The 15,491-nt window shown below is 53.2% G+C and carries 16 protein-coding genes and 1 tRNA gene; 11 read left to right on the top strand and 6 right to left on the bottom strand.

The genetic code is table 11. The annotated features are described in order from the left end of the window. Positions 1 to 194 precede the first annotated feature (194 nt). A complete protein-coding gene (locus tag AC2FNR_RS20460; protein ID WP_496851127.1) occupies positions 195 to 539 on the bottom strand; it encodes a potassium channel family protein in 345 nt (114 codons plus the stop codon). Positions 540 to 669: 130 nt separating this feature from the next. Continuing rightward, positions 670 to 1,623 (bottom strand): helix-turn-helix domain-containing protein, encoded by a 954-nt coding sequence (locus AC2FNR_RS20465; RefSeq protein WP_496851129.1) that lies wholly within the window; start codon positions 1,621 to 1,623, stop codon positions 670 to 672. A 78-nt stretch (positions 1,624 to 1,701) separates the two neighbouring features. Here AC2FNR_RS20465 and AC2FNR_RS20470 point away from each other — a divergent pair, with 78 nt between their 5' ends. The 6 genes from AC2FNR_RS20470 (at position 1,702) to rpsD (ending at position 7,414) form a co-directional block, all read left to right on the top strand. Next, the gene (locus AC2FNR_RS20470; RefSeq protein WP_496851131.1) at positions 1,702 to 3,039 is read left to right on the top strand and encodes a metal-dependent hydrolase family protein; all 1,338 of its coding nucleotides are present in this window, start codon (positions 1,702 to 1,704) and stop codon (positions 3,037 to 3,039) included. 104 nt (positions 3,040 to 3,143) lie between these two features. Beyond that, positions 3,144 to 3,953, top strand: a complete 810-nt coding sequence (locus tag AC2FNR_RS20475) for a DUF3299 domain-containing protein (protein ID WP_496851133.1) — start codon at positions 3,144 to 3,146, stop codon at positions 3,951 to 3,953. A 496-nt stretch (positions 3,954 to 4,449) separates the two neighbouring features. Next, positions 4,450 to 4,543, top strand: a tRNA-OTHER gene (locus AC2FNR_RS20480). A 19-nt stretch (positions 4,544 to 4,562) separates the two neighbouring features. Then, the gene (locus AC2FNR_RS20485; RefSeq protein WP_496851135.1) at positions 4,563 to 5,129 is read left to right on the top strand and encodes an alpha/beta hydrolase family protein; all 567 of its coding nucleotides are present in this window, start codon (positions 4,563 to 4,565) and stop codon (positions 5,127 to 5,129) included. 950 nt (positions 5,130 to 6,079) lie between these two features. After that, positions 6,080 to 6,574 carry a hypothetical protein gene (locus AC2FNR_RS20490; RefSeq protein ID WP_496851137.1) on the top strand — a complete coding sequence of 165 codons (495 nt, stop codon included), beginning with the start codon at positions 6,080 to 6,082 and terminating at the stop codon, positions 6,572 to 6,574. 219 nt (positions 6,575 to 6,793) lie between these two features. After that, the gene (rpsD, locus tag AC2FNR_RS20495; RefSeq protein ID WP_170352305.1) at positions 6,794 to 7,414 is read left to right on the top strand and encodes a 30S ribosomal protein S4; all 621 of its coding nucleotides are present in this window, start codon (positions 6,794 to 6,796) and stop codon (positions 7,412 to 7,414) included. 88 nt (positions 7,415 to 7,502) lie between these two features. Here the strand turns inward: rpsD and AC2FNR_RS20500 are convergent, their stop codons facing one another. Both AC2FNR_RS20500 and AC2FNR_RS20505 read right to left on the bottom strand, forming a co-directional pair. After that, entirely contained in the window at positions 7,503 to 8,396 is an 894-nt protein-coding gene (locus tag AC2FNR_RS20500; protein WP_496851139.1) for a hypothetical protein, read from the bottom strand. A gap of 293 nt (positions 8,397 to 8,689) precedes the next feature. Then, on the bottom strand, positions 8,690 to 9,151 hold the full coding sequence (locus AC2FNR_RS20505; protein ID WP_170352307.1) for an Lrp/AsnC family transcriptional regulator: 462 nt from the start codon (positions 9,149 to 9,151) through the stop codon (positions 8,690 to 8,692). Between the two features lie 102 nt (positions 9,152 to 9,253). Between AC2FNR_RS20505 and AC2FNR_RS20510 the strand changes: the two genes are divergently transcribed. The 4 genes from AC2FNR_RS20510 (at position 9,254) to AC2FNR_RS20525 (ending at position 13,549) form a co-directional block, all read left to right on the top strand. Continuing rightward, positions 9,254 to 10,669, top strand: a complete 1,416-nt coding sequence (locus AC2FNR_RS20510) for an aminotransferase class V-fold PLP-dependent enzyme (protein WP_496851141.1) — start codon at positions 9,254 to 9,256, stop codon at positions 10,667 to 10,669. 65 nt (positions 10,670 to 10,734) lie between these two features. After that, entirely contained in the window at positions 10,735 to 11,820 is a 1,086-nt protein-coding gene (gene hisC, locus AC2FNR_RS20515) for a histidinol-phosphate transaminase (protein ID WP_496851143.1), read from the top strand. Beyond that, the gene (locus AC2FNR_RS20520; protein WP_496851144.1) at positions 11,817 to 12,737 is read left to right on the top strand and encodes a prephenate/arogenate dehydrogenase family protein; all 921 of its coding nucleotides are present in this window, start codon (positions 11,817 to 11,819) and stop codon (positions 12,735 to 12,737) included. Before hisC ends, AC2FNR_RS20520 begins: the two co-directional genes overlap by 4 nt. Next, a complete protein-coding gene (locus AC2FNR_RS20525) occupies positions 12,734 to 13,549 on the top strand; it encodes an extensin-like domain-containing protein (protein ID WP_170753428.1) in 816 nt (271 codons plus the stop codon). The genes AC2FNR_RS20520 and AC2FNR_RS20525 overlap by 4 nt, the downstream gene beginning before the upstream one ends. A gap of 6 nt (positions 13,550 to 13,555) precedes the next feature. On the opposite strand, the gene AC2FNR_RS20530 is transcribed toward AC2FNR_RS20525, so the two are convergent. Next, positions 13,556 to 14,176, bottom strand: a complete 621-nt coding sequence (locus AC2FNR_RS20530) for an FkbM family methyltransferase (protein WP_496851146.1) — start codon at positions 14,174 to 14,176, stop codon at positions 13,556 to 13,558. 93 nt (positions 14,177 to 14,269) lie between these two features. On the opposite strand from AC2FNR_RS20530, the gene AC2FNR_RS20535 reads away from it, so the two are divergent. Then, positions 14,270 to 14,437: a hypothetical protein gene (locus AC2FNR_RS20535; RefSeq protein WP_496851148.1), complete on the top strand. Its 168-nt coding sequence runs from the start codon at positions 14,270 to 14,272 to the stop codon at positions 14,435 to 14,437. Here the strand turns inward: AC2FNR_RS20535 and AC2FNR_RS20540 are convergent. Continuing rightward, positions 14,429 to 15,430 (bottom strand): DUF2125 domain-containing protein, encoded by a 1,002-nt coding sequence (locus AC2FNR_RS20540; protein ID WP_170753424.1) that lies wholly within the window; start codon positions 15,428 to 15,430, stop codon positions 14,429 to 14,431. The genes AC2FNR_RS20535 and AC2FNR_RS20540 overlap by 9 nt on opposite strands. Between the last annotated feature and the right edge of the window lie 61 nt (positions 15,431 to 15,491).

Genomic DNA, 15,491 nt, shown 5'->3' on the forward strand with positions numbered 1-15,491 from the left:
GAGACTGACCTGCCCGAAGACAGGCCAGCACCAGCTCCTTAAGCCTGTCTAGAATCATTAATTCGTCACTCGGGATTAAAGCTGAAAGAAATCGAACGTTGGCCACAGAGTGGGCATCAATGTCATACTTCCCCAAAAATATGTGCTGAAGATGGGAAAACCTCGAAAAGGTCGCAAGCATGTTACGTCAATCTTTAATCCTCTGACGACTTTTTCTCATCGTAGTCCCTAAGAAGGGCATGTGTGAATTGTACAAACAGCGTGATGAAGACCCCGACGCCTACAAAAATATACAACACGGTAAAGAGTTTTCCTGTGTCGGTTACGGGCGTTAGGTCACTGAGGCCGACCGTAGAAATAGTAGTTGCACTGAAGTACAGCGCGTCCACCCAAGACCACCCCTCGACGCTGACATAAAACAAAGTTCCGGAGAGCAGCAAGAGTATTGCAAGGGTGAGCGCTCCGCGGAATCTGGGGCTACTCCACGAGCGGACAATCGCTTTTAAGAGCCTGTAGAAATTCAAAAAAAATGTAAACATTCCACCGTCCCATCCATAGTTTTGTTTGGCAGATGGTTGAGGTGTCAATGCAATCCGTCAAGGGAACTCTGCTACATCGGAGCCGAGATTGGTATTAATCGGTTTTCGGCAGAACTAAAAAGACAACCGGTCAAATGGGTGCAAAACGCTCAATTTGCTCTGATGGTAAAATTCCATATATGCTTTTGTACAGGCTCCCAAATCGTCCCAGATCGGTGAATCCGTGAGCGAGCGCCACTTGCTTCACCATGGGTTTTTGCTGAGACGCCTGAACAAGTTCATCATGGACATTGGCCAGTCTTTGAAGAGCAAAAAATCGTGCTGGTGTTTCACCCGTTACATCGCGAAATGCTGAGATCAATGTTGGCGCGCTTACCGCGGTTACTCGACACAGATCCGCCACTGATGGCCTTTTTGACAAGGCGGAAGAATAGTACTCTCGTGTTTTTGAGACCAAACCCACTTTTTGAGACCAAGTCGCTTTGCGTGCATTCCCACTATTCACAGATAAGGCAAAGAATATCGCAAGCGTCCTTGCAAGACGCGCCTCCAAGTCACCCTGGGTATGTTGACCATCGGCTTGGTTCATTATGCAGCTAAGTGTTCGCACCAAAGCTGCGTGAAAATCCGAAGACAGTTTCACAATAACTGTTGGTCCGAGAAAATCCGATGTGTTTCTGCCGGAAAAAAGTTGAACCTCTTCGAGAAATCGTTGCAAAGGCACACGACCACATAACGAAGTTCGATTGCGTGCGATTACCTCGGTTTCCGATGCAGTGAAATTGAAGAAAATGGAGTTTTCTTCCAAAGGAACGCCACTTACCGTCCATAACTCTGAAGCGCAGATTGGTACAGTGAAATTAGCGAAACTTTCACTTTGTGCGGTTCTCACCAATGCATTGGGCTTGAAGCGGGTACTAGACAAACGGGAAAGCCCTAAACGAGCTGTGAGAATTGCGCCTTCGTCAGCCCCCTTTCCCAACTGTATCACGTCGCCATCGAAAACCTCTCCTGTAATTGCTTCACGTACGGTTGCCGCAAAAAGCTCCGGTTTGCCTTCGCCAAGTTCCTTAAAAAAGTTCATATCGATTTTCCTCGGAGAGTTGGCTACCTTCGTTAAAATTAAACAATCGAATGCTTTGATATTCCTGGGGTGAAAGATATGCGCAAAAATCAATTGTCAACGCTCTGCGTGGTAATCTCAAGCATGCTGGCAACGCTGGCGAGCGCTCAAGAGGATTCTACAAGAACTCTCATAACGAATGTTCATGTTTTTGACGGGGTAAACGAAGCACGCATCGAGAATGCTAACGTTTTGATCGAAGATAATCTCATAACCGCTGTTTCTTCCGACCCAATCGAAGCCGAGAACGCGGTGGTGATTGACGGTGGCGGTCGCACGATGATCCCAGGATTGATCGATGTCCATTGGCACACGACGTATGCCTACACCCCTGCATCCGTTCTAATGTTGAATCAAGGCGACATGTCGGAAGTGGCCATTCGCAGTATGAAGGGGGCTGAAGAGACTTTAATGCGTGGATTTACCACCGTTAGAGACCCTGGCGGAAATCCGTTTACGATCAAGAAACTGATTGACGCTGGTGAATACCCCGGTCACCGCATTTTGCCCTCCGGACCATTCATGAGCCAAACGTCAGGCCATGCCGACTTTCACACGCTGCTTGAAAACCCAAGAAACTCCAACTCTGAACTGAGTTATTGGGAAAAAAATATGATGGCGATGATTTCTGATGGCGTACCGGAAGTCAGAAAGAGAACCAGAGAAATCCTCAAGTTTGGTGCTACTCAGGTCAAAATCACGACTGGTGGTGGTGTCTCTTCCCAATACGATCCGCTGGATGTGAGCGAGTATTCGGTCGACGAAATTCGCGCGGTAGTCGAAGAGGCAACGAACTTTAACACCTATGTTTTAGCGCATGTGATGACGGACAGAGGCATCCGAACCTCAATAGAAAACGGCGTAATGAGCATTGAGCACGGCTTCTTCGCATCAAGAGAAACACTGGAATTGATGAAGGAAAAAGGCGCTTGGCTCAGTCCTCAGGCGATGTTTGAGGCCGATATGGTTTGGGACAGCCCAGTTAGTGCTAAAAAGTGGAAACAGGTGACTGATGCTGTAGACGCGCTGTACCCAATGGCCGTCGAAATTGGCGTGAATCTCGCCTTTGGCACCGATCAACTCATGGATCCATCAAAGGCGTATCAACAGAGCGAATATCTTGTGAGGTTGGGAACTTGGATGACTCCTTATCAAGCGCTCAAGATAGCGACCTCTGAAAATGCCCGCCTAATGGAAATGAGTGGCCCTCGTCATCCCTACCAAGAAGGTCCACTCGGAGTTATCAAAGATGGCGCATACGCTGATCTGATCCTCGTGGACGGCAACCCACTTGAAAACTTGGAGCTTGTAGGGGACCCAAACGAAAACTTCGACCTGATTATGAAGGACGGTGTCATCTATAAAAACGAGCTTTGAACTGCGTTTCGCTTGGAGCCCAGGTATCCATTAATGTCTTAGGCTGGCAGGTGATGACGCATTGACCAACATCCAAGTGGCCATACGGTTGAAAGGGACAAGTCATGAAGATTTGGAGAATAGTCTGTGTTGCCTCTTTGATTTCAACGTCGTTGTCCGCAGAAATCGCTGAGTTAGACTGGAACCAATTGATTGATGAAGAATCTCAGGAATACGTAGATCCTTTCAAAGAACTGACACCTGACCAGCTTAGTGGTCTTGTTAAAGTCGTCCGACTAAAGCTCAGACTGGACAGTGGAGCCCATTCCGAAGATGTCCGCAAAAGTCTTGAAGCGAAAATTCTGGAAAATGAGACGCCGCTGCAAAAGGCTGGAATCGACGTTGATTGGTTGATTGAACAACGATGGGTCGTAGCAGAGCGACGAAAGAAAGCCGCCACGGCTGGTAATCCAGAAATTGACGGAAAAGTCGTAAAGCTGGCGGGCTATGCGATACCCGCACCACCGGATCCTGATGGTACAAACGTCGCTTACTTGGTTCCGGAGAGAGGTATGTGCAGCCATACACCTCCACCGAACCCAAACCAGCTTATTCGTGTTCGATTGCCGGAAGGTTGGTATCCAGAACGCTTTCACGAGCCAGTTCGCCTTACAGGGATAGTTTCTATTTCGCCGTCAGAGAGGACTATGAATTTCGTGGATGGGTACGTTCCAATGAGAGCAACGTATTCATTTGAAGCTCAGCATGTAGAGGCAGGAGATGATCTCCCAGCCTATGGTTGGAAGTTCACTGACACGGATGATGTCAACAGTCCAAGCGCCATTGGAAAACTAGGTTCCGGGGCTGCAAAATTTGACGCGTCAAAATTGGCAAACTTTCGAGCCAAAGCTGCGCGTGAAGCAAATTCGAATTAAAAGTCGCCTGTCTTAAGCATATGGAAGCCAGTGTGTTGCGTGCCCAGACTGTGGATAAAACAGAATGTCATGCTGTAATAATTAACAGAAATTGCTCAAAACGATGTCCAATCTGGCACCAATCAAACACTAAAGTGCTGCTTGAAGCAGAGTCTGTGACTTTGCAAAGTCTGCTTTCTGCGCATAGCTGTCATCGGAGCTTCGCGCGGCATCAGTCAATTTGGATTCGGTATCGAGCGCCGCTGACTTTCGCATAAGTGGCTAGAGGAAGCCTTACACCGCACATACCTAATGTGTTTACAATTCTGCGATGCGGACAACCTATTTGGCACTCGTCTAGCGCGAAGGTTCCCAGAACTACGCGGTGAATTTCGAAGTGCCGCACGCTCCGTCTTGACATGGTTATGCGAACTGGTTCAGCTTGCGGTCATGACGTTCACACGCATCCACTGCCATCGAATATCGGCCTGAGGTCGATAACCCACGCGAAATCCGCGGGAGGCAGCATTGGTATGCGGGCGAGGCTTATATCCTTGTAATTGCTCCAGATTAGAGTGCACGAGTCGGTTCGATTCCGACGCCTCCTACCATCCTCAAGAGGTGTCCGACATGGCGGACGAAGTTACGAACGCAATTGATTTCAACGACATCAAGCAATCGGTCGAGGAGTGCCTCGGACGCACACCCGAAGGCTGGTCCGGCTTGGCCACAAAGCTCTTCACAGAGGTTAAGGAATACTGCGATCTGAAGGGTGCCACCTACCCCTTTGTCCTCCAGATCAAGGAGAAGCTGGGAGAGCTCCATCGGCAACTTGGCTTTCAAACCATTGAGGAGTTGTTGCGGGATTGGGAGCTAGATCATGTACTTGGCTGGGACGCCAACGATCTGTTGGCCAAGCTGGCGACTTGGCAAGCTGGCGACGTCTCTATCGGACCGCTTTACAACGGGGATTACAAATTGGCATTGGGTGCCATCAAAGCTCGTGCCATTTTGATGCCTTGCACGCAGGATCTCTATTTCCCACCAGAGGACAATGAAATCGAGGCCAGCCTCATGCCGAATGCCATCTTCCGTCCCTACCATTCGCCTTGGGGCCATTGCGCTGCTAACCCAGGAAATGATGTGGGCTTCACAGCGCAGTTGGACGCCAACATTCGTGAATTGCTAGGCGAATAGAGCGCGCTGGCACCGGTTGTTCCAAAGGTTTGCGACACATCCCGGTAAAGCGCCAAAGGTTGGGATCGCTGCGATCCACAACAGAGATTTCTGTTTCTTCCAGTCGGTCTTCGGGTTTCAGCCCCAGTTCTACTGCGGTGCCGCACAACACTTGCAAGCTTGTTGAGGTTTTGGATTTCGTGTGCACAGGCATCGCATAGAAGACAACTACAGTAATCAGAAACCAAAACACAAATTTCAGGCATTGCACGTCCTCGCGGACCTAGGCGAAATAAGACTGCAAATTCCAAACGGCTTGTGGGGGTGCAGAGCTTCCGCAAAAAACGGGCCGCAGAGTTGAATGGTAACACAGCTACATTGGGGCCGTGCAAGCTCAGGAAGCACTTTTCAACGGCTGAAAGCGGCCGAGGTAAGGGTGTCTTTGCCCGAATGATGGTAGGCTTTTTCGAATATCACTGTGCAAAGTGGACTGTTATTTTCAATTCTACCTACCTAAAGGCACAGCGACCAGCTTGAGCATCGAAAAGGGTGTATGCGGGCGGCTGATGATCAGACAAAAGGCGAAATGAATACTAAACTGAATGTTGTTGGCGACAGCTGGGGGCGACACCCGGCGCTTCCATTCTGTGCCTTCGTTGGCAAAACAATACGGTTTGCATCCAGCTACACTTAGGCGAGCAGCTTCTCCGCGAGGGTTAGTTGGAGAAACGAAGCCAAATCCCTGCTTCATTATAGCCAGATACTGAAGCGTTCTCGGGCGGCACACTGATGCTGGATTTGACAACAATTTACGGTTTGCCGGCGGGATAGTTTCTCTGCAGATCCGAAATTATGATTCTCAATAGCAACAACTTTATGAACGTTACATTAACGTCTCTTTTCTGCCCGATTTATGGCTGATAAGAACGTCCACGTGAGCAGTGATTTGTTTCTAAGTGCAGGCGGTAAAGATGAGAACCGGACAAAGCGGTCGTGTGGCCATTTCGTGGGCGCAAACAGAATTGGATGGTCTTGAAGGCGCGCCATTGTCGTTCATGGCTGTAGGGGCAGTGTGGTCGTGGCGGGGACATATTCTCTGCGTTGAAGATTCCACAGACACGGCGAAGGGCTTGCGTTCTCGGCTGCCGGATCACTTTATCTCTGAACAAGAGCTGGATGGTGACGCGTTAGGCGTAATTGTTCTGACAAATGGTGCGCAACAGTATTCAGCTTTATTGCACAGCGTCGGCACCCTGGGCGATCCGGTTCTTGTGTTCGAAAATGGATTGCCTACGCGTGAACAAGAATTCTGGGTCGACGAGGTGATCGAGATCAGAGTTGCCAATGATCATGCCACGGGTACAGCGGATACCGTTATTGCATTTCCGACGCGACCCAGCATGGCTTCTGACATTCACCCAGTCACGCGTTTGCCAGCGGTGAATGCTGCTCAGGCAATGGACTGAGCGACATCGCAGTTTTTGCGTCCGAAAAATCACATCTTCTCATGCTCCACGTGTTGACTCTGCCTGAGCTGGGGATATAAGCGCGGCTTCATTGGTGTTGGTGGCCCCCGCAAGGGGATGCCTGTCATGGGGGAAACCTCAAGAGGACAACGCCCTTCATAGTAGGCGTCTGCTCCCTTCACGGGGGAACGCCTTCGACCACAAAGAAGGAGATCAGCCGTGACGAAACGCACGTCTGCCAAGCACAAAATCGACCGCCGGATGGGCGAAAACATCTGGGGTCGTCCGAAATCCCCGGTTAACCGTCGTGAATACGGCCCCGGCCAGCACGGCCAGCGCCGGAAGGGCAAATTGTCGGACTTCGGTCTGCAGCTGCGCGCCAAGCAGAAACTGAAGGGCTACTACGGCGACCTGACCGAGAAGCAGTTCCGTCGCATCTACGCCGAAGCCGAGCGTGTTAAGGGCGACACCGGTGAAAACCTGATCGGCCTGCTTGAGCGTCGTTTGGACGCCGTTGTATACCGCGCCAAGTTTGTGCCGACCGTGTTTGCCGCACGTCAGTTCGTGAACCACGGCCATGTCAAAGTGAACGGCAAGCGGGTCAATATCCCCAGCTACCGCGTCAAAGAAGGCGACGTTATCGAAGTGCGCGACAAGTCCAAGCAACTGGCCGTTGTTCTGGAAGCTGTTGCTCTGGCCGAGCGTGATGTGCCTGACTACATCGACGCCGACCACTCGAAAATGACCGCGACTTTCGTTCGCGCACCGGGCCTGAGCGATGTGCCTTACCCGGTCATGATGGAACCGAACCTGGTCGTCGAATTCTACGCGAAGAACTAATCTTCGCCGATACAGTTAATAAAAAAGGCCGCGATCTTCGCGGCCTTTTTTGTTTCCTACACTGTTCTTGTTCAGAACGTGTCCGCTATCAAACGATGTGCATGAAGAAATCGGCAGCGGATACTTCGACGTCTGCTTTGGCAGAAGTGCCGGTGTCAAAAGTGTCATCGGTAATTACGTCGATATATTCACCTTCACCTGGCCCGAACTCGCCGCCGTTGTTACCCGCTTTGATTGTAAGGCCGAGTATGTCGCAATCACCAAAGTCGGTCTTGTCGAGATATTGCTCCAGCTCTGCGACAGTGATTTCGTTAACACCATCGCCAAAATCGTCGATCTTGAACTTGATGACCTCGTCCTCGCAATCGAGGTAAAGGACAATGTTAGAGATGTCCTTGTCGACAGTAATACACTGTTCGATCTCATACATCAGGTCGTCGACGGCACCGCTTTCGTCAAAAGTGACCACAAGCTGCGATACATCTTCGAATTGGCTAAGATCAACAGTGCCGACTTTACCGTCAGAGCCGTCGCCTTCGGCCACGATGACAATGACCCCAAGCGAGTTCCCCTCGCTATCAAAGGCTTCGAATTCCGCACCACCTTCGAACGCATCGACCAATGCGATACTGGTCAGGTTCACTGGTGTGTTGAAATCAAACGTCAGCGTTCCGCCGCCTGCTTCGTCGTCAGGATCCGAAGAATCCCCGTCTTCGGAAACGATCAAAAGATTCCCCTGAGAGACTGTCGCCAAATCAGTGTCTTCACCAGTTGGATTGGCGCTGTCAAAAATCATGGCTTCGTTTGAAATCCCTGACGGAGAGTTTGAAACACCCGTCACTGTGAAATCGGCAAAAACAAATTGATCTCCGGTATCACCAGCCATCAACGGGCCGTTGTCATCACTTTCAAAGTCGATTGTCCGGGTCTTGGTGGACGACGTGATCGTCGCCATAGAATTAGGGTTACTCTTCTTGGGCATGGCCCCCTCCACATTTAACCAAACAAAACCACACGCAGAAGCTAAAGGACAAAAAGGCAAACAGCCTTAATGTCCACCCACGCGCGGCATACGCCCAAGAGGTTCTAGCCTTTAGGAAATCGCCCCCAATTCCCAGTGCGAATTCTCGCTTTTATCTTTTGGTCCTGAAACACCGATATCATACACGAGTTTGTGACATTCTCAAGAAAATGAGTTTTTTACTTAATTTGACTGCTTTTAATGCGTCGAATCTGCCGCGAAAGTTGCTTTTTTAAAGCGAATAGTCTGCTGCCCTAGATCGGTAACGGCCGTCCCTCGGCAATCGCTTCCATAGCGAAATAGGATGTAACACTATCCAGCTCGACCTTTTCGATCAGGCGCTGATAGACCTTGTCGTAGGACGCCATATCCTGGGTTACGACTTTCAGCTGATAGTCGTAGTCCCCTCCAATGCGATGAAAATCTACAACTTCTGGAATTGTAAGTACGTGACTGCGAAATGCTTGCAGCCAGTCTGCTGAATGATGCCGGGTGCGCAGCATAACAAACACCACAAGGCTTAGGCCCAGTTTTTCTCGGGCGATCCGTGCTGTCGAGCCAATGATGACACCGCTTTCGTTCAACGCTTTCAAGCGCCGCCAACACGCGTTTTGGGACAGTCCGACGCGATCGGCCAGCTCTCGCTGGGACAGCGTGGCATCTTTCTGTAGTTCGCGTAGAATGCCCTGATCAATCTGATCTAAATTTTTCATCATTATTAATCATATGACACAATACGAGATGAATAAATCCAAAAATATGTGAAGTTTATTGATCAAACACCAATCATATTGATGGCACAACAAGGAGCCTGATCTATGACCCTGTCCCATTTCCGCTCGACCTTCCAATCCGCCAACTGCATCTCGACCCTGCGAGGCGGATTGATTGGAGAGAACGTTATGATCCCGGGTCTGAACGGGGACGTGCCGCTTGTGTATGCGGACTATGTCGCGTCGGGCCGCGCATTGCGGCAAGTCGAGGATTTTGTGGCCGAGCATGTGTTGCCGTTTTATGCCAACAGTCACACCGAAGCCTCCTATTGTGGGTCTTACATGACCCGCCTGCGCCGCGAGGCGCGGGCCGAGATTGCCCGTGTCGTTGGTGCCAAGGAAGAGGATGCGGTGATCTTTACCGGATCCGGCGCCACCGCGGGCCTCAACCGGCTGGTCAGCCTGATGGGAGTGAACGAGGCAGACCGGCCGGTTGTGTTGTTGGGACCGTACGAGCATCATTCGAACATCCTGCCATGGCGCGAAAGCAAAGCGCGGGTGATTGAAATTCCCGAAGCGCCGGGCGGTGGTGTCGATCTGGAAGTGCTAGAGCGTATTCTGTACGACCATGCCGCGTCGGATCTGATCATCGGGTCGTTTTCGGCCGCCTCCAATGTAACAGGCATTATCACCGACCCTGATCCGGTGACACGGATTCTCAAAGCGCATGGCGCGCTTGCCGTATGGGACTATGCCGGAGGCGGACCCTATCTGCCGATAAGCATGGGGCAGGGCGATACGTGCAAGGATGCAATTGTGGTCTCTCCGCACAAGTTTCCGGGCGGGCCGGGGGCCTCGGGTGTGTTGGTTGTTAACCAGAATATGGTGACGCGCCGCAGTCCAAGTTGGCCGGGCGGTGGGACTGTCAGCTTTGTCTCGCCATGGCGGCATGACTACAGCACCGATCTTGCAACGCGAGAGGAGGCCGGAACGCCGAACGTCATTGGTGATATCCGCGCGGCTTTGGCCTTTATCGTCAAGGACGCGGTTGGAGAAGATGAGATCGCCGAGCGCGAGGCGCGCTATAACCGTATGGCGATCGCGGGTTGGGAGAATAATCCTAACCTGACGCTTCTGGGTTCCGAAGACGCGCACCGGTTGCCTATCTATTCATTCCTGGTGCGAGATAACGCGGGGAATCCGGTACACCAGCAACTCTTCACGCGGATGTTGAGTGATATCTATGGAATACAAGCGCGTGGTGGCTGCGCGTGTGCTGGGCCGTATGCGCACCGTCTTTTGGGAATCGACCAGTCGACTTCGGATGAACTACACGCGGCGCTGTCCGCTGGGGAAGAGCTGAAAAAGCCCGGCTGGGTACGTCTGAATTTCTCGTATTTGATGAGCGAGGATACGGTTCGCTTCATCATCGACAGCGTCAATGATCTGTCGCGGCGCACGTCAGAGTTTGCCCCGTTCTACAGCGCCGACCCGGCGACTGCCCGCTTCAAAGCGGCGTGACGGAATTGCCGCTTTTCTCAACGCGTTGAGACAGGTATGAGAGGCTCCAATCAACGGAGCCTCTTATGACCAAGATTACCCCGCAACCCGGCATTATGGACATCGCGCTTTATCAGGGCGGTCAGTCGCATGTGGCGGGGGTTGCGCATGTGATCAAGCTTAGTTCCAACGAAAACCCCTTTGGTCCAAGTCCCAAGGCGATTGAAGCCGTGCGCGACAGTGCCGCCACCCTGCATCGCTATCCCAGTACGGACCACGCGCCTCTGCGCGACGCAATCGGTGCGCGCCACGGGCTGGAGCCGGCACGGATCATCTGCGGTGTGGGGAGCGACGAAGTGCTGCAATTCGTTGCCCAAGCCTATGCCGGGCCGGGGGATGAGGTCATCTATACCGAGCACGGGTTTTCCATGTATCCGATCATCGCGCGGATGGCTGGCGCGACACCTGTGATGGTTCCTGAAAAGGATCGCCACGTGGACGTGGACAACATCCTTGCCGCCGTGACCGGTCAGACACGGATCGTGTTCGTAACCAATCCGGGCAACCCGACCTCGACCATGATCCCTGAAAGTGAACTTGTGCGGTTGGCCGAGGCTCTGCCCGACAGTTGCCTGACGGTGATCGACGGGGCCTATGCCGAGTTTGTCGATGATTTTGATGGCGGGGCGTCCATCGTGGATCGGTTCGACAATGTGATCATGACTCGGACGTTCTCGAAAGTGTACGGTCTGGGTGGGATGCGCGTCGGCTGGGGCTATGCCGCGCAGTCGATCATTGATGTGCTCAACCGAGTGCGGCAGCCGTTTAACTTATCACTGACCGCTTTGGCGGCGGCCGAAGCTGCGGTTAAGGACGAAGAGTTCCTGTCTCACTGTCAGGCCGAAAACGCGCGCCTGCGGGTGTGGTTGTCCGACGAACTGGCCAAGATCGGCGTGCCTTCGGATGCGTCCTGCACCAATTTCATCCTCGCCCGGTTCACCGATCAGGCCGAGGCTGAGGCTTGCGATGACTATCTGAAAACCCAAGGTTTGATCGTGCGGCGTGTGGCGGGATACAACTTGCCAAATGCGCTGCGCATCACAGTCGGCGATGAAGACGCGTGTCGCCGGGTCGTTGAAGCTATCACCGCATTCAAAGAGGGCGCAGCATGAGCCAGGTTTACGATCGTGTTGCCTTGATCGGGTTGGGCCTGATTGCTTCATCCATGTTCTGGGCGATCAAACGCGCCGGGCTTGCTGGCGAAGTGACGGGGTATGCGCGGTCTGCCGAGACGCGCGAAACCGCGCGGAAAATCGGCCTGTGCGATCGGGTTTGCGATTCAGCGCAAGAGGCGGCCAAGGGCGCCGATCTTGTCGTTCTTTGTGTGCCGGTTGGTGCGATGGGGGCGGTTGCTGCAGACATCGCGCCTGTTCTGAAGCCTGGGGCGACCGTGTCTGATGTGGGCTCGGTGAAACGACATGTGATCGAGGCGGTATCGCCCCATATTCCTGATGGCGTGCATTTCATTCCTGCCCACCCGTTGGCCGGGACCGAGCATTCCGGGCCCGAATCCGGTTTTGCTGAACTGTTCGACAATCGTTGGAACCTGCTGGTGCCGGTCAAGGGGTCTGACCCTGACGCTGTGGCGCGGTTGCGCGCCTTGTGGGAGGGCATGGGCGCCAATGTCGATGAGATGGATGCCGATCACCACGATTTGGTGTTGGCGGTGACGTCTCATGCGCCGCACCTGATCGCTTATACTATGGTTGGTGTGGCCGATGATCTGCGTCGGGTGACGGATAGCGAGGTCATTAAGTACTCGGCCGCAGGTTTTCGGGATTTCACGCGCATCGCGGCCTCGGATCCGACCATGTGGCGCGACGTTTTTCTAACCAATAAAGACGCGACGCTGGAAATCCTTGGACGTTTTACCGAGGAGTTATTCGCCCTGCAACGCGCCATCCGAACCGGCGATGGAGAGCAGCTTTTCGACTATTTCACCCGCACTCGGGCGATCCGTCGTGGGATTATCGACGCTGGCCAGGATACTGATGCGCCGGACTTTGGGCGAGGAAAGACAACCTCATGACGCTTAAGGTATTGTGGATCGGATTGCTTGCGCTCAGCGCCACGAAGGCTTCTGCGGCGCCTTTGGATCAGTCCCTGGTCCCCCTTTCGCGCCCTGCAGAAAGTATTGTTTTAGCCTATGCGCAGCCGACCAGATTGCGCCCTGCCATGCGTCCGGAATCCGCTCAGGTTATCGCTACCGCTGCGCGACCACTGGATTTGCCGTCGCTTGGACCGGATACATCGTTGATGCCTTACAAGCGGCCCAAGGCGGTCGAACAACAGGCGTTGTTCAAAAAGCGCAAGCTGCGCAAAGGCTCGGTCTGTGGTGATATTGCGATTCAGGGCAAGGCCGTTGGCAAGGTTCCGGGTAGGATCAAAGCCTGTGGGATCAAGGATGCCGTGCAAGTCACGTCGGTATCGGGGGTTGCGCTTAGCAGACCTTCTACGATGGATTGCGGCACGGCAATCGCTTTGAATGAATGGGTGGACAAATCCGTCAAGCCGACGTTCCGGCGCCGCGGACCCGTGGTCGAGCTGCAAGTTGCCGCGCACTACGCTTGCCGGACGCGGAACAATCGCACGGGTGCAAAAATCTCGGAACACGGCAAGGGGCGCGCGATTGATATCTCAGGTTTCAAGATGGCCGATGGTGAGGTGGTGACGGTTTTGAACGGATGGCGCAAGAACCCTTCAAAAAAGCAGTTGACCAAGATCTGGCGCAACGCGTGTGGGCCGTTTGGAACAGTGCTTGGTCCGAATTCGGATCGGTACCACCGCGACCATTTCCATCTGGACACGGCCCGGCACCGGCGTGGGCCTTACTGCCGCTGACCGAGCTTATTTTCTTTTGTCGAACGCCAGAAGGTCCGTCTGGCCCTGTATTGCGTCGAACGATTGCGCCGTTAGTGGTGTAGGTTGGCGGCCAAAATCGATGACGTGTTCATAGTGATTGAACAGAAGGTCACGCAGTTTTTTATTGTGAGCAGACGACTCTGAAGGGGTATATTCGAGGAACACTGCCGGGCGACAGGTTTGTAGCGTCTTCAATGCCCCTTCCAGCACTTCAAGCTCGTGCCCTTCGACATCAATCCATATCAAGGAAAGATCTTTGAAAGGCTCACTGTACTGTTCAAACAAGCGGTCAACCGTGGTGATATCAACTACTATCGCTTCATCGGAGTGATCGCCAATCCTTGATCCACCCCTATTCATTTCGTTTGAAACGAAAGGCAATTGGCCGGAGGTGCTGGATGCACCCACTTGGAGATGCGTGACGCGGTCGCCCAGATTGTTGAGTTTTATGTTCCGCGTTAGCAGGTCATAGTTTTGTGGATCAGGCTCCAACGCAATGACATGCGTGCATTCAAGGTCACGGAAGAAATAGACAGTATGCGTTCCGATATTTGCGCCAATTTCCAGAACCGCACCAGCGCTCAGCGCAGCGCCTTCCTGTTTCAAGTAGTTTGAAAGCGCACTTAGAACCCCACGGCCGTATTCACCGCCTTAGGTGATCTGTTCTCCTATGACGTCATGTGGGTAGCAGATCAGGCAGTGATCCTGCATCTGGCGGAAAAAAACGACATCGTCTTTCCAGAGATCGCGCAAGATGGCGTGTCGAACCTTTTCAGCGCCCAGCGGGACAGTTTGTTGGACAACGCGGTTTTCAGACCCATATTCGATGCCCCTTGGACAGATTTAAAGCAGAAGTTGTTAGCGTAGGATCAAACGCGGTGCAGGCCCGATTGGCAAGGGGCCGAGCGCGACAAAGCCGTCGCGGAAATTAAGCTGCAAGTCCAGTGCGTCGGGGTTGCCGCCTAGGCCCGCCATGAAGTTTAAGGCACGGGTTACCGGATCAACCGCCTGATCGGGCAGGGCGCCTGCTGCATTGGCCATGGCAATCATATCGCGCCAGTTTTCTGCCTTGACCGCGATTTCGCCGGTGGGGATGCCTTGGGGGTCAACGTCCAACTCTCCGACAGCGAACAAGCGCAGCGCGCCCCATTTCATCTCGGCCAGACGGAGTTCAATGTTCACGGGTTGCGGCCTGCTCAGTTCCAGCGCGGACCGGTCCCAGGGTTTGTCGAATGTTGCACGCATGTCCAACTCGAGCGTTTCGAAGGTCTGCGGCAGTGTGGTGGCTGATCGCATTAGCGCGCGCAACTCATCCCCGGGCATGAAGGCATCAATGCGAGCGCTGATCATGTATGTTTCGGGCGTCTCAGTCTGCTCCATTACAAGCGCCAGGGTTTCGCCTCCGGCCAGAGCCTCGGAATTGTCGGCGACTGACCATGCTCCGGCTGTCAGCGCCATCTTTTCCAGGACCAGCGCAACACCGGGCTGAAGCTGTAGCTCAGCTTGCATATCAGCGGCTTGAATAGTCGATGTCTGATCAAAATAGGACAGCCGTTGCGGCGTGTCGGCAAAACGCAAAACCTGTCTGCCGGGCCAGATTGCGGGGCTTTGGAACTGAATCCAATCGGCGCTCCAGGCGGTGCCGTTGACCGGGTCGGCAAGCGCGGGACTGCTCAGGCGTGTTACGTGGTTCAACGGGTATCCGGCTGTTGTGACCTCAGCGAACTCGGCTTGCCAGCCCTGTTCTTGCTGCGTGTCGAACCAGGTCGTGATCGCGTTTCGCAAGCCGATGCCCGCGACGAACCAGTAAGCGCTCCAGATCACAGTTATGACAATGATGACTCGTATCAGCCCGCGCATGGCAGTTGGCCCTTTTTCCCACCTCAAATTTGATGTTTATAGGCGCAAACGGGCAAGGACC

The organism is Ruegeria sp. SATB045 (assembly GCF_059613525.1).